The sequence below is a fragment of the Herbaspirillum sp. NPDC087042 genome, from assembly GCF_044745245.1.
In the GTDB taxonomy this organism is placed as follows: Bacteria; Pseudomonadota; Gammaproteobacteria; order Burkholderiales; family Burkholderiaceae_D; genus Herbaspirillum.
On record NZ_JBIUZW010000001.1, the window covers coordinates 248,282 to 271,131 of the forward strand.

The following is a 22,850-nucleotide window of genomic DNA, read 5'->3' on the forward strand; positions in this document are numbered from 1 at the left end:
GCTAACATCGGGCCTGTCTTCGCCATTCACCTGCCCAAGCTGCCATGATCCTCGCCTCTCTCCTCGCCCGTCTGCGCCGTCCATTGACCGGCGCCCTGCTGGCGACTGCCCTGCTCCCTTCACTGACCCTGGCGGCCACCGATGATGCCAGAGCAGGCCCCGTCTATGGCCCCAGACTGGAGGGATTCGACTATCCCTATCCGGTATCGCAATTCCGCTTCCACTCACAACGCCAGGAAATCGAGATGGCCTACCTCGACGTGGCACCGGCGGCGGGTACGGCCAACGGCCGCACGGCGGTGCTGTTGCATGGCAAGAACTTCTGTGCCGGTACCTGGGGCCCGACCATCGACGTGCTCAGCCGCGCCGGCTACCGCGTCATCGCCCCGGACCAGATCGGTTTCTGCAAGTCCAGCAAGGTGGAGAACTACCAGTTCAGTTTCCAGCAACTGGCGGCCAATACCCACGCCCTGCTGCAATCGCTGGGCATCCGCGAGGCCACGCTGGTCGGACACTCCACCGGTGGCATGCTGGCCATCCGCTATGCCCTGAGCTATCCGCAAGAGACCCGGCAACTGGTGCTGGTGGACCCGATCGGGCTGGAAGACTGGCGCGCCAAGGGCGTGCCGCCCGTCTCGGTGGACCAGTGGTATGCGCGTGAACTGGGCACGACCGCCGAGCGCATCCGCAATTACGAGCGCAATACCTATTTCGCCGGTCAATGGAGCCCGGCCTACGAGCCGCCGGTGCAGATGCTGGCAGGCATGTATCGCGGGCCCTGCAAGGCCCTGGTGGCGTGGAATTCGGCCCTGCTCTACGACATGATCCTGACCCAGCCGGTCTACTACGAGCTGGAGCATCTGCAGACCCCGACCGTGCTGATGATCGGCGACCAGGACAACACCGCCATCGGCAAGGAGTTCGCCCCGCCCGAGCTGCGCGGCGCGCTGGGCAACTATGCCGAGCTGGGACGACAGGCCGTGGCACGCATCCCGCATGCCAGCCTGGTGGTCTTCCCCGGTGCCGGTCATGCACCCCAGACGCAGATGCCCGAGGCCTTCCATGCCCAGTTGCTCAAGAGCCTGGGGCCGGATCCCGCGCTGGTGAAGCAATTTGCGCCGGGCGGCGTGCTGCGCGCCTCCATCAACCTGGGCAATCCGGTGCTGGCCAGCATGGACGCCGGCAGCGGCCAGGCAGTGGGTGTCTCGGTCGACCTGGCACGCGAACTGGCGCGTCGCCTGGGCGTGCCGCTGCAGCTGGTGGTGGGCAAGACGGCGGCCGGGTCGGTGCACAATCTTGAGGACGGCCAGGCCGATATCGGCTTCTTCGCCATCGATCCCAAGCGCGCCCGCGAGATCCACTTCACCCGTCCCTATGTGCTCATCGAAGGCTACTATGCCGTGCGCGCCGACTCGCCCATCACCGCCAATGCCCAGGTGGACAGGCCCGGCATCACGGTGGCCGTGGGCCAGGGCAGCGCCTATGACCTCTACCTCTCGCGTGAACTGAAACAGGCCCAGCTGGTGCGCACCCCGACCTCGGCGGCGGTGGTGCCCAGCTTCCTGACGCAGCACCTGGATGTGGCCGCCGGCGTGAAGCAGCAATTGCAGGCAGACGCCGCCAAGGTCGGTGGTCTGCGCATTCTCGACCAGCGCTTCATGGTGATCCGCCAGGCCATGGGCCTGCCCACCGCCCGTGGGCAGCAGGCGGGCGACTACCTGGCGGCGTTTGTGGAGGAGATGAAGGCCTCCGGCTTCGTCGCCGCCGCCCTGGCCCGTCATGGGATCGAGGGGGCGCTGGTGGCGTCCGGCCAGGACTGACGCTCCGGGCCAGCGCCATGGCGGCTGGCCATCTCTCCCCTCCTGGCGACAACGATTTGCGCATATCGATGCGCGAATTGATTCGTTCCCCTCCCTGGCATCGGTGCTTACCATTGCCTCGGTCATAACCTGTCATGACAGGTTGCCGAGCAGTCATCACCCAGCCCGATTTGCCAGGAACCCGTATGTCCGCCTTCGATGTCATCGCCCCCTCGCCTGTCCCGCTCTATGTCCAGATCAAGGATCGCCTGCGCGAGCGCATCCTGGATGGCACCTATGGCGACCACGAGCGCCTGCCCTCCGAGAGCGAGCTGGGCGCCCTCTTCGGCGTAAGCCGCATCACGGTGCGCCAGGCGCTGTCGGACCTGCAGCGCGAAGGGGTGATCTTCAAGATCGCCGGCAAGGGGACCTTCGTGGCACGCAAGAAGGCCCAGCAGGAACTGACCCGGCTCGAAGGTTTTGCCGAAGCCATGGCGCGTCAGGGGCACCAGATCCACAACCGGGTGATCGGCCACCGCAGTGTGGCGGCTACCCTGGAGGTGGCCGAACGGCTGGCGGTCGCTCCCGCTACCGGCGTGACCGAGATCCGCCGCATCCGGCACCTGGACGGCGAACCGGTTTCGCTGGAAATCACCTATCTGCCCGAGGATCTGGGCGAGCGCCTGCGCCATGAAGACCTGGAACGGCGCGACATCTTCCTGATCTTCGAAAACGACTTCGGCATCCCGCTGGGACATGCCGACCTGCAGATCGGCGCCGTGCTGGCTGACGCGGCCCTGGCCGAGGCCTTGCAGGTGCCGCAAGGCAGTGCCCTGCTGCGCATCGAGCGCCTGACCTGCGACGCCCAGGGACGCCCCTTCGACTTCGAATACCTGTATTTCCGCAGCGAGACCTTCCAGTACCACCTGCGCATCTCGCGCGGCGGACCGGCAGCAAGCTGATCGCTGCCCCTCGAATCCACAAGCAAGGAGAATGCATGGAAACCCATGTACAGAGCGTTGACGTACTGGTCATCGGTGGCGGCACCGCCGGCCCCATGGCCGCCGCCAAGGCCAAGGAAGCCAATCCGGCACTGCGCGTGCTGCTGCTGGAAAAAGCCCATGTCAAGCGCAGTGGCGCCATCTCGATGGGCATGGATGGGCTCAACAATGCCATCGTCCCCGGCTTTGCCACGCCCGAGCAATACGTCAAGGAAATCACCATTGCCAATGACGGCATCGTCAACCAGAAGACCGTCATGGCGTATGCCCGCAACAGCTTTTCCATGATCGAGGAACTGGATCGCTGGGGCGTCAAGTTCGAGAAGGACGAGACCGGCGACTATGCCATGCGCAAGGTGCATCACATGGGCACCTATGTCCTGCCCATGCCGGAAGGCCACGACATCAAGAAGGTCCTGTACCGGCGCCTCAAGCGCGCCCGCGTCGAGATCACCAACCGCCTGGTGGCCACGCGCCTGCTGACGGCCGACGATGGCCGCATCGCCGGGGCCATGGCCTTCGATTGCCGTACGGGCGACTTCCATGTGATCCGTGCCAAGAGCGTGGTGCTGGCCACCGGCGCGGCGGGCCGCCTGGGCCTGCCAGCCTCCGGCTATCTCTTCGGCACCTACGAAAACCCGACCAATGCCGGCGATGGCTACAGCATGGCCTACCATGCCGGGGCCGAATTGTCGGGCATCGAATGCTTCCAAATCAATCCCTTGATCAAGGACTACAACGGCCCGGCCTGCGCCTATGTGACCGGTCCTTTCGGTGGCTTCACGACCAACAGCCAGGGCGAGCGCTTCATCGAGTGCGACTACTGGAGCGGCCAGATGATGCAGGAGTTCTATAACGAACTGCAAGGTGGCAAGGGGCCGGTCTTCCTCAAGCTGAACCACCTGGCCGAGGAAACCATCGGCACCATCGAGACCATCCTGCATACCAACGAACGGCCCAGCCGCGGGCGTTTCCATGCCGGGCGCGGCACCGACTACCGCCAGCAGATGGTGGAGATGCATATCTCAGAAATCGGCCTGTGCAGCGGCCATTCCGCCTCCGGTGTGTGGGTCGATGAACAGGCCCGCACCACGGTGCCGGGCCTGCATGCGGCCGGCGACCTGGCCTGCGTGCCGCACAACTACATGCTGGGGGCCTTCGTCTATGGCCGCCTGGCAGGAGAAAGCGCGGTCAGCTATTGCGCCGACCATGCACTGGCCGAGATCGATGAACAGCAGGTCGCCACTGAACGTGCGCGGGTCTGGGCGCCGCTGGCGCGCCAGGACGGCCTGCCGCCCAACCAGGTGGAATACAAGCTGCGCCGCATGGTCAACGACTACCTGCAGCCGCCCAAGGTGACCCGCAAGATGGAAATCGGCCTGCAGCGTTTCGATGCCATCCATGACGATCTGGCACGGCTGCAGGCGCGCAATCCGCATGAGCTCATGCGCGCCATGGAAGTGCATGCGATCCGGGATTGCGCCGAGATGGCTGCACGGGCCTCGCTGTTCCGCACCGAGAGCCGCTGGGGCCTGTACCACAACCGGGTCGACTATCCCGAGCGCGACGACGCCCAGTGGCTGGTACACGCCCAGTTGCAGAAGCAGGATGGCCGCATGGTCAGCTTCAAGCGCCCCATCGAGCCCTACATCGTGGCCTTGGACGAGCAGGAGAAGTCGGCCTACCAACACCTGCGCATCAAGAAGCAAGCCGAACCGGCTGCCGCCTGAGCCCTTCAGAGGAGATCCCATGCCCACCGCGTTTTCCATCACCAATGTCCCGGTCACCATCGATGAGGACAAATGCATCGCCGACAAGGGGTGCACCGTCTGCGTCGATGTCTGCCCGCTCGACGTGCTGGCCATCCATGCCGAGAAAGGCAAGGCCTACATGAAGTTCGACGAGTGCTGGTATTGCATGCCCTGTGAGAAGGACTGTCCCACCGGGGCAGTCCATGTCGACATACCGTACCTGCTGCGCTGACCATCCACGCTCAGAAAAGGCAGGACTTCATCTTTCAGGGAACCCTCCATGCAATTACGCCACACCCTCATCACTGCGCTGTTCGGCCTCTCCACGCTGGCCGCAGCCTCTGCCAGTGCCGAGACCATCCGCATTGCCATCGGCACCCAGGACACCACCATCAATTGCGCCACCGGTGGCCTGCTGATCCGGGAACTCAAGCTGCTCGACAAGTACCTGCCCCATGACGGCAAGTACCAGGACGCCCAGTACGATATCCAGTGGAAGAATTTCACCTCCGGCGCGCCACTGACCAACGAGATGGTGGCCGGCAAGCTCGATATCGGCTCCATGGCCGACTTCCCGGGGTCCTTCAACGGCGCGGCCTTCCAGAAGGCGGGAAAGAAGAGCCTGTTCATCACCGTGCTCTCGGGCAGCACCACCGGTAGCGGCAATGGCATCGTGGTCCCCAAGGACTCGCCGGTGCAGTCCCTGTCCGAACTCAAGGGCAAGACCATCTCCGTGCCCTTTGCCTCCACCGCACACGGCATGCTGCTGCGGGCGGTCAAGGACCAGGGCTGGGATCCCGACAAGGACGTCAACATCATCACCCAGGCCCCCGAAGTGGCCGGCTCCGCCCTGCAGGGCAACAAGATCGACGCCCACGCCGACTTCGTTCCCTTTGCCGAGCTGTTCCCGCATCGCGGCTACGCCCGCAAGATCTTCGATGGCTCGCAGGCCAATACGCCCACCTTCCATGGCAGCCTGGTCGATGCCGACTATGCGAAGAAATATCCCGAGATCGTCATCGCCTACCTGCGCGCGGCCATCGAAGCCAACCGCCTGATTGCCGCCGAGCCGGAAAAGTATAGCGAGCTGATCGCCAAGGTGACTGGCATCGAGGCCGAGGTGGATTACCTGTTCCACGGCCCGCTGGGCCTGCAGACCCGTGATTTCACGTGGAAGCCGGAGTACCGCCAGGCCGTCAAGACCTCCATCGCCACGCTCAAGGCCATGAAGCGCACCGAGACCGACCTGGATGCCGATACCTTCATCGACGACCAGTACATCCGGGCTGCCTTCAAGCAATCCGGTCTGGACTACGATGCCCAGCTCAAGAACTACGCCAAGTCGCCGCTCAACGCCAAGGATGCCCTGACCGGCAAGCCCATCACCGATCCGCGCCGGGTTGGCCAGATCTGGGTCCAGGGCGAGCCGTTGGTGCGTCACTATGCGACCTTGCAGTCCGCCCTGGCCGAGGCGCGCAAGCTGGAGCAGTCGGGCCGCAAGATCCGTACCGTCTATGCCCATGACCGCGAAACCGGCCTGAAACTGCTGGCCGCCGATGCCTGGTATGTACAGGCCAAGGGCGAGACCAGCGCCTTCCTGCTCAAGGACTCCGCCCGCGACTGGGCCGTTGCGAATGGCGGCAAGGTGCTCGATTTTGCTGCCGCCAAGGCCGCTGCCCTCTAAGCGGGAGTCCGACATGAGCCCGAGTTCCCCCGCCAGCACGGCGACCTCCTTGCCCGATCTGCCCAGGCAGGCCAGCGTGCCGCAGGCCCTTGCCATCCCGTGGCGCCGTTACCTGCTGCGGGTCGCCTCGATCACGGCCTGCCTGCTGCTATGGCAATGGGCCGCGCAGCACCGGGTGAACCTGGGCCTGGTCACCTTCCAGAATGTCCCGGCCCCGCGTGAAGTACTGGCGGCGGCCTGGACGCTGCTGCAATCGCCCAGGCTGGCCAGCCACCTGTGGGCCAGCCTGGTGCGGGTGTTTTCCGGCTTTGCGGTGGCTGCGCTGGCCGGCATCGTGCTGGGCATGCTGATCGGCCGGCTGCGCTGGCTGGCCGATGTACTGCTGCCACCGCTGGAGCTGCTGCGGCCGATTCCGGCGGTGGCCTGGATTCCGCTGGCGATCCTGATGTTTCCCTCGTCCGAGCTGTCGATGATCTTCATCACCTTCATCGGCGCGCTGTTTCCCATCCTGCTCAATACCATCCACGGCGTGGAAGGCATCGATACGCGCCTGGTGGCCTCGGCGCGCAGCCTGGGATGCGGCGCGCGCGCCATCCTGACCCAGGTCATCCTGCCGGCGGCCGCACCCAGCATCGTCACCGGCCTGTCCATCGGCATGGGCACAGCCTGGTTCTGCCTGGTGACCGCAGAGATGATCGCCGGTCAGTTCGGCATCGGCTATTACACCTGGGCCTCCTACACCATCCAGAACTATGCTGACATCGTGGTGGGCATGATGTTCATCGGCCTGTTGGGCATGGGCAGCAGCGCCGCCATCCGCAAGCTCGGTGCCTGGCTGATGCCCTGGTATCTGTTGCAAAGGTAGACCATGCATATTCCTTCCTCCGGCCAGGTGGCCATCGCGCACCTGTCCCTGCAGCTCGGTACAGGCCAACGCCGCTTCACGGCGCTCCAGGACGTGTCGCTGCAGATCGCCCCGGGCGAGTTCGTCTGCGTGCTGGGCCCGTCCGGCTGCGGCAAGTCGACCCTGCTGGGCGCGCTGGCTGGCCATCTGGAGCCCAGCGCGGGCCAGGTCCACGTCGACGGCAAGCCGGTGCGCGGCCCCCACCCGGATCGCGGGCTGGTGTTCCAGCATCACACCCTCTTCCCTTGGCAAAAGGTGATAGACAACGTGGCCTTCGGCTTGAAGATGAAGGGCGTCGCACGTGCCGAACGGCTTGAGAAGGCCAGGCAATTGCTGCGCCTGGTCGGTCTCGGGGAGTTCGCGCAGAGCTACCCGGCCCAGCTGTCGGGCGGCATGCAGCAGCGGGTGGAGATTGCCCGCGTGCTCATCAATGCGCCGCGCGTGATGCTCATGGACGAACCCTTCGGCGCCCTCGACGCCCAGACCCGCCTCAAGATGCAGGAACTGCTGTTGCAGGTCTGGAGCAGCATCGGCACCACCATCCTCTTCATCACCCACGACATCGACGAGGCCTTGTTCCTGGCCGACCGCATCCTCGTCATGAGTCCGCGCCCGGGGCGCATCATCGAGGAGCTGGCCATCGATTTTCCGCGTCCGCGCGGCCCGGACCTGGTGACCTCGCCGCGCTTTACCGAACTCAAGCGCCACTGCCTGGCGCTGCTGCATCCCGAAGCCCGGGTCGTTCCGCTGGAGCGCCTCAGTCCCCTGGGTGGGCAGGCACTTGCCTCCATGGATGCCATCCAGTTCGCCATCTGACTCCTGATATTTGCGACTTCCGCATTGACCATTAAGGAAAGACCCTGTGACTTCCAGCCATCCCGCCACCTTCGATGACGAGCTCGCCCCCTGGCGCGACCGTCTTGCCCATGCCGACCCGGCCGTACGCCGCATTGCGGTGCTGGACCTGATCGACGAGGCCGGCGACGAACACGCGCCACTGCTGATCCAGGCGCTGGCCGACGAGGCGGCCGTCGTGCGCCTGGAGGCCGTGCGCGCACTGGAAGCCTTCGAAAGCCCGGACAGCGTCGCGGCCATCATCGCGCTGCTGCAGGATGCCGATATCGAGGTGCGCCAGGCTGCGGCCCACGCACTGAGTGAGCTCAAGCTGCCATCGTCGGCACCGCTGCTGCTGGCGCAGGCCCATGCCAGTCAACCCGAGGTGCTGGTGGCCATCCTGCGTGGCCTGCGCGAGCTGCGCGCCCCGCAAAGCCTGGCCCCGGCCCTGGAGGCAGTCGCCCACGCGGATGCCGAGGTTCGGCGCGAGGCCGTGGCCGTGCTGGGCTATCTCAAGCAGGAGTCGGCCATTGCCGCACTGACCGGATTGGCGGTGACGGATCCCCACGCCGATGTCCGTCGTGCAGCGACCGGCGCGCTCGGTTTTTCCCGGGACAGCGCCGTGTTGCCTGCGCTGCTCTCCGCACTGCGCGATGCCCACTGGCAGGTGCGCGAGGAAGCCGCCACCACCCTGGGCAAGCTCAAGCCGGCCGAGGCCGTGGCCGACCTGATCGCTGGCCTGGAGGATCCTTACTGGCAGGTGCGCCTGCGCGCCGCCCGCAGCCTGGGACGATTGCGCGATGCCAGGGCCGTGAGCGCCTTGCTGATCACGCTGACCCACAGCAACAGCAACCTGCGCAAGGAGTCGGCCCTGGCCCTGGGCGAGATCGGCGACGAGTCGGCGCTACCGGCGCTGCTGCTGGCCGAACAGGATCCTGATCCCGAAGTACGCAAGTCGGTACGCCTGGCGCTGGAACAGATCGGTCGCGACCGCTGAACCATGCCGCAAGCACTCAGCCTGACCAACCACGCCATCTCGGCCAGCCTGCACATCGAATGGGACGATGGCCAGCGCCAGCAGCTGTCGCATCACCAGCTGCGCCTGGCCTGCCGCTGCGCCGATTGCACCGCGCTGCGGCAACAGCACGGCAAGATCGTCGTGGTCGCCGCCATCAGGCTGGTGAAGATCCTGCCCGTGGGCCACTATGGCGTCCAGCTGGTCTTCGATGACGGCCACGACCGTGGCATCTACCCCTGGCCCTTCCTGCGCTCGCTGTCCTCCCTGCCCTCCTTGCCAGTCCGCGCATAAGCATCTGCGTCCCGTGCAGCATGCGTTTTCCGCGCAAGGTCATGCGCAATGCTTCGTTCGGCGTGGCCACGCGCTTTGGTCTAATAGCGTATTCGGCCACTGCCCATTCCCCCCAACAAGAAAACGCGCACCAGTCCGCTGCAACGCGCATCAGGAAACGATCTCACCATGGCTACACGCTTGCGCAATCTCGTCTTGGCTTCACTCTTTGTATCCGGTATTGCAATAGCCGCCCCCAAATCCGGCGGCACGTTGCTGGCCATCGTCCAGCCCGAGCCGGTCACACTGACCGGGGCCGTCAATACCGCCCAGCCGACCTCGCTGATCGCCACCAACGTCTATGACGGCCTGCTCAGCTATGACAAGGACCTGCAAGCCCATGGCCAGCTGGCCGAACGCTGGGAGGTTTCCAGGGATGGCCTGGCCATCACCTTCCACCTGCGGCGCGGCGTCAAGTGGCACGACGGCAAGCCCTTCAGCTCGGCCGACGTGAAGTGGTCGGTGGAAAACGTCTGGAAGACCCTGCACCCGCGCAACAAGGCCATCCTGGTCAACCTGACGCAGGTGGACACGCCCGACGAACTGACCGCCATCTTCCGCTTCAGCAAGCCTTCGCTGGCACTGCTGTCGACCTTGAATTCGTGGGGGGCGCCGGTCCTGCCCAAGCACCTCTACGAGGGCAGCGACGTCCTCAACAATCCCAACAACAACAAGCCGATCGGCACCGGTGCCTTCCTCTTCAAGGAATGGGTGCGCGGCAGCCATATCACCCTGGAACGCAATCCCGAGTACTGGGACAAGGGCAAGCCCTACCTGGACAAGATCGTCTTCAAGGTGGTCCCCGACGCCGGCGCGCGCGCAGCCCTGCTGGAGAATGGCGAAGCGCAGTATGCCGTCTTCAGCCCGGTGCCACCCAAGGAAGCCCAGCGCCTGGCCGCCTCCGGCAAGGTGAAGGTCGAGACCAATGGTTACCAGTGGTCCTCGCCGGTGATGTACGTGGACTTCAACCTGGATAACAAGTACCTCAAGGATGTGCGCGTGCGCCGCGCCATCGCCTATGCGACCAACCTGGACGGCCTCAACAAGGTGGTCTGGTATGGCTATGGCAAGCCTGCCGTGTCGGTAGTGCCCAGCGCCCTGACGCAGTTCTTCGACGCCACGGTGCCGCGCTACGGCTACGACATCAGGAAGGCCGAGGCCCTGCTGGACGAGGCGGGCTTCAAGCGCGGCCCCGATGGTGTGCGCTTTACCCTCAACAATGACTACCTGCCCTACGGCGACGACTATCGCCGCACCGCCGAATACTTCAAGCAATCGCTCAAGCGTGTCGGCATCGAGGTCAACATCCGCAGCCAGGATACGGCAGCCTTCACCAAGCGAGTCTATGGCGACCGCGACTTCGATACCTCGATCTCCTGGAATGCCTCCTTCCCCGACCCGCAGATCGGCCTGACCCGCATGTACTGGTCGGGCTGGATCGGCAAGAACGTGCCGTGGACCAATGCCTCCGGCTATCGCAATGCCGAAGTCGACCAGATCATCGACCAGGCCCAGGGCGCCGCGACCCAGGCCGAGCGGGTCGCGCTGTTCAAGCGCTTCCAGCAGATCACCCAGTCCGAGTTGCCGACCTTGCCCTTGCTGGAGCTGCACTTCTTCACCCTCCATTCGCCGCGCCTGCATGGCATCGATGCACAGGGTGACCAGTCGCAGGGTTCGCTCAAGGACGCCTGGCTGGACTGAGGTGGCGACCTTGCCAGACTTCGTCACCGCAGCAGAACACTGACAAAACAACAGATCACAGAGGGAAGACCATGCTCCAACTCCATCGATTGCGCGCCCTGCTGGGTGTCGCCATGCTGACCGTCACCGGCATCGTACATGCCGCCCCACCGGTGCCGGGTGGCACGCTCACCGCCCTCCTGCAGCCGGAACCGGTGATCCTGACCTCGGCGCTCAATACCGCCGCGCCGACCGGCTTCTTCAGCGCCAATGTCTTTGATGGCCTGGTGGAATATGACAACGACTTCAAGTTGCGCCCGGCCCTGGCCGAGCGCTGGGCGTTCTCCCAGGATGGCAAGACCCTGACTTTCTACCTGCGTCATGGCGTGAAGTGGCACGATGGCAAGCCCTTCACCTCGGCCGACGTGAAGTGGACACTGGAAAACGTCTGGAAGAAGATCCACCCGCGCAACCAGATCCTCTACGGCAAGGTCACCTCCACCGACACCCCGGATGACTACACGGTGGTCATCCATTTCAGCGAACCCTCGCTGGCCGTGCTCAGCTCGCTCAACAGCAATGGCGCGCAGGTGCTGCCCAAGCACCTCTACGAGGGCACCGACATCCTCAACAATCCCTACAACAACAAGCCGGTGGGCACCGGCCCCTTCGTCTTCAAGGAATGGAGCCGGGGCAACTACATCACGCTGGAGCGCAATCCCGAATACTGGGACAAGGGCAAGCCTTACCTGGACAAGATCGTCTTCAAGATCGTGCCTGACGCCGGCGCCCGCGCAGCCTCGCTGGAAAAGGGCGAGGCCCAGTACGCCCCATTCTCGCCGGTGCCCCTGAAGGATGCCGAGCGCTTGGCCAAGCTGCCCAGCCTGAAGCTGGAGACGCGCGGCTATGAGTGGCTCTCGCCCTGGCTGTTCGTCGATATCAACCTGGATCGTCCCTACTTCAAGGACGTACGGGTGCGCCAGGCGCTGGCCTACGCTATCGACCGCAATGCCTTCAACAAGGTGGTCTGGTATGGCTTCGGCAAGCCCGCCGACAGTCCGGTGGTCTCGACCCTGAAGCAATTCCATGCCAGTGACGTGCCACAGTATGGCTATGACCCCAAAAAGGCCGAAGCCCTGCTCGACGAAGCCGGTCTCAAGCGTGGTGCCGACGGTACCCGCCTGAAGATCAACCTGGACTACCTGCCCTATGGCGACGACTTCAAGCGCAGCGGCGAATTCATCCGCAGCGCCTTGAAGCGCGTCGGCATCGAGGTCAACGTACGTGCCCAGGACACGCCCACCTATACCAAGCGCGTCTATGGTGACCGTGACTTCGATCTGTCCGTGGTCTGGTTCGCCGGTTTTGCCGATCCGCTGGTGGGTGTCACCCGCGCCTACTGGAGCGATTCGGTAGGCAAGAACATCCCCTGGAGCAATGGCTCCGGCTACCGCAGCGCCGAGGCCGACAAACTGATCAGCCAGGCCCAGGGTTCGCCCAGCCAGGCCGAGCGCGTGGCCCTGTTCAAGAAGCTGCAGCAACAGGTGCAGACCGACCTGCCCTCGCTGCCGCTGCTGGAACTGCACTTCTTCACGGTGCAGTCGTCCAGCCTCAAGGACACCGTGGCCGGCGTGGACCAGGTCTATGGTTCGCTGAAGAATGCCTGGTTCGACAATGGCGCCAAGGTGGCCGCCAATGCGGGCGCCAATACCGAGCCCAAGCAGCGTTGAGGCCGGCATGAGCATCAGTGTCGACGCCGTCACGCCCGTCTTGCCCCGCCGGGGCAGCCTGCTGCGCGCCAGCGGCCGCCGCCTGCTGCAATTGCTGGCGGTGGTGCTGGGGGTGGCGGTGATCAATTTCTTCCTGCTGCGACTGGCGCCGGGGGATGCCGCTCAGGTGCTGGCCGGCGAAGCCGGTGCGGCCACACCCGAATATATGGCGGCCTTGCGCGCCCAGTTCGGGCTGGACCAGCCATTGCCCGTCCAGTTCGGCAAATACCTGCTGCATCTGCTGCAGGGCGACCTGGGCTACTCGTTCCGCCAGGGCATGCCGGTGGTGCAGCTCATCGCCGAGCGCATACCGGCCACCCTGCTGCTCATGGGGGCCAGCATCCTGCTGGCCGCAGTCGGTGGCGTGGTGCTGGGCAGCCTGGCCGCCTACCGCGCCGGCAAGCTGACCGACTTGCTGGTGTCGCTGCTGGCGCTGGTGTTCTTTGCCACCCCGCTGTTCTGGATCGGCCTGATGCTGGTGGTGGTGTTCTCGGTCTGGCTGGACTGGCTGCCGGTGGGCGGCATGATCACCGTCGAGGCGGGCTATACCGGCCTGGCCCACGTGCTGGACGTGGCCCGCCACCTGGTCTTGCCGGCCCTGACCCTGGGCCTGTTCTACATGGCGGTCTACACGCGCCTGATGCGTGCAGCCATGATCGAGGTCCGGCGCCAGGACTTCGTGCGGACGGCCGTGGCCAAGGGCGCCCGGCCACCCCGCGTACTGCTGGCGCATGTGCTGCGCAATGCGCTGCTGCCGCTGGTGACCATGCTGGGCGTGCAGGCTAGCGCCGTGGTCGGCGGCGCGGTGCTGGTGGAGACCGTGTTTTCCTGGCCGGGTCTGGGCCGCCTGGCCTTCGAAGCGCTGTTCCAGCGCGATTTCAATCTCCTGCTTGGCATCCTCTTGTGCAGTTCGGCCGTGGTCGTGGTGGTCAACTGGATCGTCGATGCCATCTACGTGCGGCTCGATCCGCGCATCCGACTCTAACGAGGACGCTGTCATGACATCACTGGCACCGGCCTTGCCGGCCATCCCCACGCAAGGCGCACTAGCGCGACTGCTGCGCTCGCCCTCGGCACTGGCCGGCAGCCTGCTGTTGCTGCTGGTGCTGGCCATGGCGGCCACCGCTGGCTGGTTGTTCCCGGGCGACCCGCTGGACATGGTGGCCGAGCCCTTTCTGCATCCGGGGGCCGATCCGGCCTACCTGCTGGGCAGCGACATGCTGGGCCGCGACCTGCTGGCCGGCATCTTCCACGGCGCCCGCGTCTCGTTGCTGATCGCCGCCGTCTCTACCCTGCTGGCCCTGCTGCTGGGTGTCAGCGGTGGCCTGCTGGCCGGCTACTACGGCGGCTGGCTGGATGCGACCCTGATGCGGGTGACCGAATTCTTCCAGACCATCCCCTCCTTCCTGTTCGCCCTGGCCATTGTGGCCGTGGCGCAACCGACGCTGTGGACCATCGCCCTGGCCATCGGTGTCACGGCCTGGCCTGGTCTTGCGCGCCTGGTACGGGCCGAGGCCCTGAGGCTGAGGCAGGGCGAGATGGTGCGCGCCAGCGTGGCGCTGGGAGCCTCCGACGCCCGCATCCTGCTGCGCGACATCCTGCCCAATGCGGCTACGCCCATCCTGGTCTCGGCCTCGCTGATGGTGGCCACTGCCATCCTGACCGAATCCAGCCTGGCCTTCCTGGGCCTGGGCGACCCCAATGCCCCCAGCTGGGGCAACATGGTCGGCGCCGGCCGCGAAGTGCTGCGCACCGACTGGTATATCACCACCATTCCGGGCCTGGCCATCGTGATCACGGTGCTGGCCCTCAACCTCCTGGGCGACGGGCTGGCCGATGTGCTGGACCCGCGCGACCACCAATAAGGACACTCCCATGGCACGCGTCTCCACCCTGTCAGCTTCGCAACTCCCGCCGGGTCCGGCCCGTAGCATCTTCGAGAAGGTCGAGGCCGAATATGGCGCCTTCGGCAACATGCTGGGCGTGCTGGCCCACCGGCCTGCCGCCATCGAGCACCTCTATGGCCTGCTGCTGGGCTTTGCCGCCGAGGGCAATATCTCGCGCCTGCACCTGGAAATCGTCCTGGTGACTGCCTCGCGGGCCAATGAATGCAGCTACTGCGTGTCACACCATGCGCCCAAGCTGCGCGCCGAACAGGTCTCGGCCGAGACGGTCGAGCGCATCCTGGAGGCCGATGTGCCCGGCCTGGGCCCGCTTGAGCTGCTGGTGCGCGACTATGCGCTGGCGGTGACCCGGCAGCGCGTGGGCGATAGCCTGGTGGCGCGTCTGCGCGAGCATTTCAACGAGTCGCAGATCGTCGAACTGACCCTGCGTGCGGCCCTGTGCGCCTTCTTTGCCCGCTTCAACGAGGCACTGGACGTGCAACTGGAGGCGCAATACCAGCCAACCGGGCTGGCCGCCTGAAGACGGGAGTCCATCATGTCATCCCTGCTCGAGATTCGTGATCTCAAGGTCAGCTTCGGCCAGCACCAGGCAGTGCGCGGCCTGGACTTGAGCATCGCCGCCGGCCAGACCGTGGCCCTGGTGGGCGAGTCGGGTTGCGGCAAGTCCACCACGGCGCTGTCGCTGCTGCGCCTGTTGGGGCCGTCGGCAAAGGTGTCGGGCCAGGTCCTCTTCGAAGGGCGGGACCTGCTGGCCCTGTCCGAGTCGGAGCTGGTCGCCCTGCGTGGCAACGCCGTCTCGATGATCTTCCAGGAACCCATGACTTCGCTGAACCCGGTGCTCTCCATCGGCCAGCAACTGATCGAGGCCATCCGCCTGCACCAGCCACTGGATCAGCGGGCCGCGCGGGCACGTGCGCTCGAGCTGCTGGCCCTGGTGCGCATTCCTGATCCGGCACGCCGCATCGATGACTATCCGCACCAGCTCTCCGGCGGCCAGCGCCAGCGGGTGATGATCGCCATGGCCGTGGCCAACCGACCGCGCCTGCTGATTGCCGACGAACCCACCACGGCGCTGGATGTCACCGTGCAGGCGCAGATCCTCGAACTGCTCGACCAGTTGCGCCGTGAACTGGGCATGGCGGTGCTGCTGATCACCCATGACCTGGGTGTGGTGGAACAATGGGCCGACAAGGTCGCGGTCATGTTTGGCGGCGACAAGGTCGAAGACGCGCCGACTGCGCAACTGTTCGCACGCCCCCAGCATCCCTATACCCGTGGCCTGCTGGGGGCGTCCCTGCGACTGGAGCAGGACCTGCACTATCGCCAGCAACGCCTGCCGGAAATCCGCAACCAGCCCGATGCACCCGGCAAGCCACAGTTCAGCCTCACAACGACGACCCTGGCCCAGCCGCCTCAGGCGGTGCTTGCCGATGCCCTGCCCTTGCTGTCGGTACAAGACCTGCAGGTGGACTACGCATCGCCCAGGGGAGTGGTCCACGCCGTGCGCGGGGTGAGCCTGGATATTGCCCCCGGCGAGACCGTGGGCCTGGTGGGTGAATCGGGCTGCGGAAAGTCGACCCTGTCACGCGCCATCATCCGCCTGGAGGAAAGTCGCAGCGGCCGCATCCTGCTGGAGGGCCAGGATATCGCCCGGCTCGATCGCAAGGCCATGCGGCCCCTGCGCCGGCGCATACAGATGGTGTTCCAGGATCCGTATGCCTCGCTCAATGCGCGTCACAGCGTGCGCGAGATACTCGATGCCGCCTTGCAGATCCACGATGTCAGGGATGCCAACGAGCGGCGCACCCGCATTGCCCGCATCATCGACCTGGTGGGCCTGCCGCAAAGCGCGCTGGCGCGCTATCCGCATCAGTTCTCAGGCGGCCAGCGCCAGCGTATCGGCATCGCCCGCGCATTGGTGCTCAAGCCGGCCCTGGTGATCTGCGATGAGCCCGTCTCCGCACTGGATGTGTCGGTACAGGCGCAGATCCTGAACCTGCTGGTGGACCTGAAACAGGAGTTCGGCCTGTCCTATCTCTTCATCTCGCACGACCTGTCGGTAGTGCGCTATATCGCCGACCGTGTCCTGGTGATGCAGGCGGGCCGCATCGTCGAACAGGGTGGCCACCAGGACATCTGGCGCCAGCCGCAACACCCCTACACCCGTGAATTGCTGGCCGCAGCGCCAGGATCGGCGCGGATACCACGTCCTGCCACCGAGCTGCTGACAGCCTGAGCGGATCGGACAGCGGGACGTTTCAATACTTTTATCACACCAAGAGGATCAATCCCATGCAGTCCCCATTCTCCCTGACCACGCACCAACAACCGAAACGGATTGCCCGCTGGCCCGCCCGCCTGGCCGCCGTCGCATCAGCCATCGCCCTGCTGCTGGGCACTCCGGCCCATGCCGAAGGACAGCTGCGTATCGCCTACCAGTACGATGTCGGCGACATCCTGCTGCACGTCGTGCGCGACCAGAAGCTCATCGAGAAATATGCCGCCCAGGAAGGTGTGCAAGCCAATGTGGAGTGGAAGCAGCTCTCCGGTGGCGCGGCCATCAATGACGCCATTCTCTCCAATACCCTGGATGTGGCCTCCACCGGCCTGCCGCCGCTGCTGACGGTCTGGGATCGTACCCGTGGCAAGCAGAACATCAAGGCCATCGCGGCCCTGGGTTCGTTGCCGACCTATCTGCTCTCGCGCAATCCGGCGGTGAAGACGCTGGATGACTTCGGTCGAGGCGATCGCATCGCCCTGCCGGCCACAACCATCTCGCTGCATGCGCGACTGTTGCAGATCGCCGCGGCCAACCGCTATGGTCGCGACAAGTTCAATCACTTCGACGAACTCACGGTCAGCCTGCCGCATAGCGAAGCGGCCGCCGCCCTGCTCTCGGGCAAGACCGAGGTCAACGCGCACTTTGCCAGCCCGCCGTTCCAGTTCCAGGAACTGAAGGATCCGGCCATCCACAAGATCACCAGTTCCTACGAGATCCTGGGCGGACCGGCGACCCTGAACATCCTGTGGGCGCCGGAGCGCTGGCAAAAGGAAAACCCCAAGACCTTCACCGCCCTGCGCCGCGCGCTGGCCGAGGCATTGACTTACGTGCAAGGCCACAAGGCCGAGGCTGCGGCCACCTATGTGCGACTGGAGAACTCGAAGCTGCCGGTGGCCTTCGTGCAGGAAATCATTTCCCTGCCCGATGTGCAATACACCCTGCAGCCGCAGAATACCTACAAGCTGGCATCGTTCCTGGCTGACGTGGGCGCCATCAAGCAGCGTCCGGCTTCCTGGAAGGATTACTTCTTTGAAGACGCCCACGCGGGCGGTGGCAGCTAGGACTGCATGCCATGGGGGATGCAGGGATGCATCCTCCTTGCCGGCGCGGCAGGCCAGTCCGATTCAATGCAGGAATTTACGGTCGGTCACGACCAGATATTCGGCATGCAGGTGGGCGGCCTCCAGCACGTGCCGGAATTTTTCCTTCTCCAGCGGCAGCAGCTCCAGTTCGTGCTGCAGCAATTCCTCGATGATCTCGGCGGCGTCCGCCGCGTCCGCACCTGCGGCCTGCATGGCCAGCAGGCAGTTCCTGACCGTGGTACGCACCAGCTCGTCCACCGGTTCGTCGTGCTCCGACATGTCGCCCAGCCGGGCAATGATTTTTACATGGCGAAGCGCAATGCTCATGGCATTGGTACACATGATCCCCTCCCTCGTTATGAAGGAAAAGATAGGCGCTCTCAGCGCCTGCCACCATCGGGCGTTTCCTGATTGCAAGACAGGCAAGGCGCCGCGGCGCCCGGCCTCACTGCTCACTCCTCGGCAAAGCCCAGGATGACGCCATGGGTGTGGGACGGTGGCACCACCAGCTTGTCGCCCACCGTCAGCACGTCGGAGAGGCCATTGGCCTCCAGTAGCGTGCGGGTGGTCCCGGTCGACGCCACCCGCACGGTCAGGCCGACGGCGCGTTCTATGCCCTGCGGTACCAGCGCGACATCCACCCCATAGTGTTGCGCCACGCCCTCCCGGCTCAGGTACCAGATGGCCGTCTTGCCAGCCTGGAAGCGCACGCCATGCCGATGACGGGTCACCGTGTTGCTGCCGAAAGCCTGGCTCAGGATGCTTTGCGCCGCGCTCGGATCCAGCGCCAGATAGACATATTCAGCCAGACCGGTGGCACCGTTAGGATGGGTTTGCCAGGGCGCGCGCCAGACCAGTTCGGGCGTGGCGTGCTCGCAGAAGAACACGCGGCCGTTGGGGATGCGGTTGGCGGCAATGCGCAAGGTGCGGAAGCGGGCATCGCCCAGATGCTCTCCATCGACCACCACAGGACGATGGAAGGATTGCGGCCCACCCTCTTCCAGCGGCACGCCGCGTTCGACCAGGTGGCGCCAGGTATGGTCGGCGTCGCTGGTCTTGAAGACCAGTCCGGCCAGGCCGCCGGGATGGCCCCAGCGCAGCGAGGAGCGCTGCGGCTCCACCCCCAGCAGCTCCAGGTAGTCATCGCCGAAGACGGCCAGATGGTTGCTGGTGCCCTTGGAATGGTGGCCGCGCGGCGTCAGCGCAAAGCCCAGGCGGGTGTATTTTTCCTGGGCGTCGTCGAGGGCGTCCTCGACGTGGATCACCACGTGGTCGATGCGAGTGCTCATGCTTGTCTCCTGATGGATGGTTCAACCCTCGCGGGCTGGTTCTCGATGCCACTGCCGGCCCGGGACGGACTCCAGCAACTGGCGGGTATAGGGATGGACCGGCGCGCCGAAGACCTCGGCGCAACTGCCCTGCTCGACCACCTGGCCTTGCTTCATGACAGCGATGCGGTCGCAGATCTGCGCGGCGACCCGCAGGTCATGGGTGATGAAGAGGATGGACAGGCCCAGTTGCTCGCGCAGCCGGGCCAGCAAGGCCAGTACCTGGGCCTGTACCGACACGTCCAGCGCCGACACCGGCTCGTCGGCCAGCAGCACCTGCGGTCGCAAGGCCAGGGCACGCGCCAGGCCGATGCGCTGGCGCTGGCCGCCGGAGAACTCGTGCGGATAGCGTTGCCAGGCATTCGGATCCAGCCCCACCAGCGCAAACAGCTCACGCGCTTCAGCCAGGGCCTGGCGGCGCGGCACGCCCTGCTCCAGCGGCCCCTGGGCGACGATTTCACCGACCCGGTGACGCGGATTGAGCGACCCGTAGGGATCCTGGAACACCATCTGGATCTTGCGTGCCCGCGCGCGTCGCTGCGCGGCACCCTGCGGCAAGGGGCTGCCACCCACCTGCACCTGACCGGCGTCCGGCGCCAGCAGGCCCAGCACCAGCCGGGCCAGGGTGGACTTCCCGGAACCGCTTTCGCCGACGATGCCCAGGGTGGCGCCCGCTGGCAGGATCAGGCTGACATCGTCCACCGCCGCTGGGGAGCTCGCGTGGCGCTGGAACCAGCCACGCGGACGATAGGTTTTGCTCAAGCCTTGCAGTTCCAGCGCGGGTGGCGCATCGCTGGCGCTCAACAGGCGTGGCGCCGGCGGCGTCAGCGGCGGCACCGCCGCGATCAGCGCTTGCGTGTAGGGATGGCGGGGATGCCCCAGCACCTGCTGCGCCAGCCCTTGCTCGACCAGTTGGCCACGCTGCATGACGGCCACCCGGTCGGCGATCTCGGCCACCACGCCGAAGTCATGGGTGATGAAGAGCACCGCCGTGCCGCGTCGCCGCTGCAGATCGTGGATCAGGTGCAGGATCTGCGCCTGGGTGGTCACGTCCAGCGCGGTCGTGGGTTCGTCGGCGATCAGCAGCGCCGGTTCCAGCGCCAGCGCCATGGCGATCATCACACGCTGGCGCTGGCCGCCCGAGAGTTCATGCGGATAGGCGCGCAGCGTGCGGGCCGGGTCGGGGATCTGGACCGACTCCAGCAAGGCCAGCACGCGCGCCTGGATCTCGCGCCGGCGCAGTACCGTATGCACCTCGAAGACCTCGGCCAATTGGCGGCCAATGGTGTGCAAGGGGTTCAGGGCCGTCATCGGCTCCTGGAAGATCATGCCGATGCCCTGGCCACGCAGGCGGCGCAAGGCAGCCGGTGAAAGCGTGAGCAGGTCGTCGCGGCCCTGCCAGATCGCTTGCCCGGCGACCGTCCTGACACCGTCCGGCAGCAAGCCCAGCACGGCATTGGCGGTGAGCGACTTGCCCGAGCCGCTTTCGCCGACCACGCACAGGACTTCGCCGGCGTACAGGTCGAGGGAGACATCATCCAGCGCCAGGGCCCGATCGGCGCCCTTGGGCAGGGCGATCGACAGATGCTTCAGCGCCAGCAGGGGTGTAGCCGCCGGGTCCGGCGCCGGCGCCAGCAAGGAGGCCGGGATGGGATGGGGAGCGTTCATGAGCGGTGCAACCTCGGATTGAGTGCGTCGTTGAGCCCCTGGCCCACCAGCGAGATGCCCAGGACCGTCAGCAGGATGGCCACGCCCGGGATGGCCGAGACATACCATTGCACCCGGATCACGCCGCGCCCGGCACCGATCAGGTTGCCCCAGGACGGCACGTTGGGATCAGACAGGTTGAGGAAGGCCAGCGCACTCTCCAGCAGGATCGCCACGGCCATGATGACGCTGCCGTAGACGATCACCGGTGGCAAGGCATTGGGCAGGATCTCGCGGAAGATCAGCTTGGCATCGCCCATGCCCAGGCTGCGTGCGGCCTGCACGAACTCGCTATGGCGCAGCGTCAGGAACTGCGCACGTGTCAGGCGCGCCACCGGCGGCCAGGACACCACACCGATGGAGAGCACCACGGTGCCGATCTCGGAGCCGAACACCGCCACCAGCACCAGCAGGAGCAGGAAGTTGGGCAGGATCTGGAAGGCCTCGGTGATGCGCATGAGCAGGTCGTCGATCCAGCCGCCATAGAAACCGGCCACCGCCCCCAGCACCAGGCCGATGACGGCGGCAATGGCGGTGGCGACCACGCCGATGCCCAGCGAGACGCGGGCGCCGTAGAGGATCTGGGCGGCGATGTCGCGCCCGACCTGGTCGGTGCCCAGCAGGAAGCGGCTGCTGTCACCCGGCCATTGCAGGGGACGGCCCGCCAGCGAAAGCGGATTGCGCGGATACGCCCAGCCGGCCGAGAGCGCCGCGGCCAGCACGGCCAGCAACAGCAGCAGGCCGACCACGGCGGCGGGATTGTTGAGGTAACGTTTGAGCAGATTCATGAATTCAGATCATCAGTGCGTGCCATTGATGCGCGGATCCAGCCGCGCATAGAGCAGGTCGACTACGAAATTGATGGCGATGACCAGCAAGGCCGAGACGAACACGATGCCCAGCAAGGTGTTCAGGTCGCGCTGCACCACCGCCTCGTAGGCCAGCCGGCCCAGGCCGGGCAAGGCAAAGACCGTTTCCACCACGACCGAGCCGCCCAGCATGGTGCCGGCCTGCAGCCCGACCAGGGTGAGCATGGGCAAGAGCGCATTGCGCAACATGTGGCGCACCACCACGGCGGTCTCGCCCACGCCCTTGGCGCGCGCGGTCCGCACGAAGTCCTGGGACGACACCTCCAGCATGGAGGCACGCATGATGCGCAGGTACACCGCCAGGAAGATCAGCGACAGCGTCACCGTCGGCAAGGCCAGGTGCCAGGCGATATCGGTGATCCTGGCCAGGCCGTGCAGCGAGACATCGATGGATTCGAAACCGCCCGAGGGCAGCCAGTCCAGCCAGATGGCGAAGACGAAGATGCCCATCAGCCCAAACCAGAACGAGGGCGTGGCATAGAACACCAGTCCCAGCGTGGAGATCAGGGTATCGGGCCAACGGTTCACGCGACGCGCGGCCAGCACACCCAGTGCCATGCCGACGGCAAAGGCGATCGCCAGCGCCGAGCCCATCAGCAGCAAGGTGGCCGGCAGGCGTTCGGCGATCACCAGCGCCACCGGCTTGCCATAGATCGCCGAGTGACCCAGGTCCAGGTGGACCAGCCGCCACAGGTAGTCGCCCAGGCGCATCGAGACCGAGTCATTGAGCCGGTAATACTCGCGCAGGCTGGCGATCATGGTGGCGTCGCCACCGCCCATCTGCGCCACCAGCGCATCGACGGTATCGCCCGGGGCCAGTTGCAGCAGCAGGAACAGCCCCGCCAGGATGATCAGCAAGGCCGGCAGCGCCGCCAGCAGGCGGCGCGCGGCCAGGGCAAACAGACGCAT

Annotated in this window: 20 protein-coding genes and 2 pseudogenes; 17 read left to right on the forward strand and 5 right to left on the reverse strand. The window is 65.6% G+C overall.

Going from position 1 to position 22,850, the window contains the following annotated elements:
* Nucleotides 1–44 precede the first annotated feature (44 nt).
* From ACIPHN_RS01080 to ACIPHN_RS01160, 17 genes and pseudogenes are all read left to right on the forward strand, one after another.
* Nucleotides 45–1,085, forward strand: a pseudogene (locus ACIPHN_RS01080) (alpha/beta fold hydrolase); the annotation flags it as partial.
* A gap of 105 nt (nt 1,086–1,190) precedes the next feature.
* Nucleotides 1,191–1,820: pseudogene (locus tag ACIPHN_RS01085) on the forward strand (transporter substrate-binding domain-containing protein); the annotation flags it as partial.
* 185 nt (nt 1,821–2,005) lie between these two features.
* Complete coding sequence (locus tag ACIPHN_RS01090; protein WP_400431498.1) at nt 2,006–2,761, forward strand: GntR family transcriptional regulator; 756 nt, start codon at nt 2,006–2,008, stop codon at nt 2,759–2,761.
* 35 nt (nt 2,762–2,796) lie between these two features.
* The gene (locus ACIPHN_RS01095; RefSeq protein ID WP_400431501.1) at nt 2,797–4,530 is read left to right on the forward strand and encodes a fumarate reductase/succinate dehydrogenase flavoprotein subunit; all 1,734 of its coding nucleotides are present in this window, start codon (nt 2,797–2,799) and stop codon (nt 4,528–4,530) included.
* A 19-nt stretch (nt 4,531–4,549) separates the two neighbouring features.
* A complete protein-coding gene (locus ACIPHN_RS01100) occupies nt 4,550–4,783 on the forward strand; it encodes a ferredoxin family protein (RefSeq protein WP_400431504.1) in 234 nt (77 codons plus the stop codon).
* Between the two features lie 48 nt (nt 4,784–4,831).
* Entirely contained in the window at nt 4,832–6,235 is a 1,404-nt protein-coding gene (locus ACIPHN_RS01105) for an ABC transporter substrate-binding protein (RefSeq protein ID WP_400431506.1), read from the forward strand.
* Between the two features lie 13 nt (nt 6,236–6,248).
* Nucleotides 6,249–7,100 (forward strand): ABC transporter permease, encoded by an 852-nt coding sequence (locus ACIPHN_RS01110; protein ID WP_400431509.1) that lies wholly within the window; start codon nt 6,249–6,251, stop codon nt 7,098–7,100.
* Nucleotides 7,101–7,103: 3 nt separating this feature from the next.
* Nucleotides 7,104–7,955: an ABC transporter ATP-binding protein gene (locus ACIPHN_RS01115; protein WP_400431512.1), complete on the forward strand. Its 852-nt coding sequence runs from the start codon at nt 7,104–7,106 to the stop codon at nt 7,953–7,955.
* 46 nt (nt 7,956–8,001) lie between these two features.
* On the forward strand, nt 8,002–8,970 hold the full coding sequence (locus ACIPHN_RS01120) for a HEAT repeat domain-containing protein (protein WP_400431515.1): 969 nt from the start codon (nt 8,002–8,004) through the stop codon (nt 8,968–8,970).
* Between the two features lie 3 nt (nt 8,971–8,973).
* Nucleotides 8,974–9,282, forward strand: a complete 309-nt coding sequence (locus ACIPHN_RS01125) for a DUF971 domain-containing protein (RefSeq protein WP_400431518.1) — start codon at nt 8,974–8,976, stop codon at nt 9,280–9,282.
* 168 nt (nt 9,283–9,450) lie between these two features.
* On the forward strand, nt 9,451–11,022 hold the full coding sequence (locus ACIPHN_RS01130) for an ABC transporter substrate-binding protein (protein WP_400431520.1): 1,572 nt from the start codon (nt 9,451–9,453) through the stop codon (nt 11,020–11,022).
* A 71-nt stretch (nt 11,023–11,093) separates the two neighbouring features.
* Complete coding sequence (locus tag ACIPHN_RS01135) at nt 11,094–12,731, forward strand: ABC transporter substrate-binding protein (protein WP_400431523.1); 1,638 nt, start codon at nt 11,094–11,096, stop codon at nt 12,729–12,731.
* Between the two features lie 7 nt (nt 12,732–12,738).
* Nucleotides 12,739–13,755, forward strand: coding sequence for an ABC transporter permease (locus tag ACIPHN_RS01140; protein WP_400431526.1), 1,017 nt, complete (start codon nt 12,739–12,741; stop codon nt 13,753–13,755).
* A 13-nt stretch (nt 13,756–13,768) separates the two neighbouring features.
* A complete protein-coding gene (locus tag ACIPHN_RS01145; RefSeq protein WP_400431529.1) occupies nt 13,769–14,635 on the forward strand; it encodes an ABC transporter permease in 867 nt (288 codons plus the stop codon).
* A gap of 10 nt (nt 14,636–14,645) precedes the next feature.
* Nucleotides 14,646–15,194: a carboxymuconolactone decarboxylase family protein gene (locus ACIPHN_RS01150; protein WP_400431532.1), complete on the forward strand. Its 549-nt coding sequence runs from the start codon at nt 14,646–14,648 to the stop codon at nt 15,192–15,194.
* Between the two features lie 15 nt (nt 15,195–15,209).
* Nucleotides 15,210–16,910, forward strand: coding sequence for an ABC transporter ATP-binding protein (locus tag ACIPHN_RS01155; protein ID WP_400431535.1), 1,701 nt, complete (start codon nt 15,210–15,212; stop codon nt 16,908–16,910).
* A gap of 56 nt (nt 16,911–16,966) precedes the next feature.
* A complete protein-coding gene (locus tag ACIPHN_RS01160) occupies nt 16,967–18,016 on the forward strand; it encodes an ABC transporter substrate-binding protein (protein WP_400431538.1) in 1,050 nt (349 codons plus the stop codon).
* A 63-nt stretch (nt 18,017–18,079) separates the two neighbouring features.
* Here ACIPHN_RS01160 and ACIPHN_RS01165 read toward each other — a convergent pair whose 3' ends face one another.
* The 5 genes from ACIPHN_RS01165 to ACIPHN_RS01185 form a co-directional block, all read right to left on the reverse strand.
* Nucleotides 18,080–18,364: a hypothetical protein gene (locus ACIPHN_RS01165; RefSeq protein ID WP_400431541.1), complete on the reverse strand. Its 285-nt coding sequence runs from the start codon at nt 18,362–18,364 to the stop codon at nt 18,080–18,082.
* A gap of 125 nt (nt 18,365–18,489) precedes the next feature.
* Complete coding sequence (locus ACIPHN_RS01170; protein WP_400431544.1) at nt 18,490–19,326, reverse strand: VOC family protein; 837 nt, start codon at nt 19,324–19,326, stop codon at nt 18,490–18,492.
* 21 nt (nt 19,327–19,347) lie between these two features.
* Nucleotides 19,348–21,033 carry an ABC transporter ATP-binding protein gene (locus ACIPHN_RS01175; RefSeq protein WP_400431546.1) on the reverse strand — a complete coding sequence of 562 codons (1,686 nt, stop codon included), beginning with the start codon at nt 21,031–21,033 and terminating at the stop codon, nt 19,348–19,350.
* On the reverse strand, nt 21,030–21,860 hold the full coding sequence (locus ACIPHN_RS01180) for an ABC transporter permease (RefSeq protein ID WP_400431549.1): 831 nt from the start codon (nt 21,858–21,860) through the stop codon (nt 21,030–21,032). Before ACIPHN_RS01180 ends, ACIPHN_RS01175 begins: the two co-directional genes overlap by 4 nt.
* Before the next feature lie 12 nt (nt 21,861–21,872).
* Entirely contained in the window at nt 21,873–22,850 is a 978-nt protein-coding gene (locus ACIPHN_RS01185) for an ABC transporter permease (RefSeq protein WP_400431552.1), read from the reverse strand.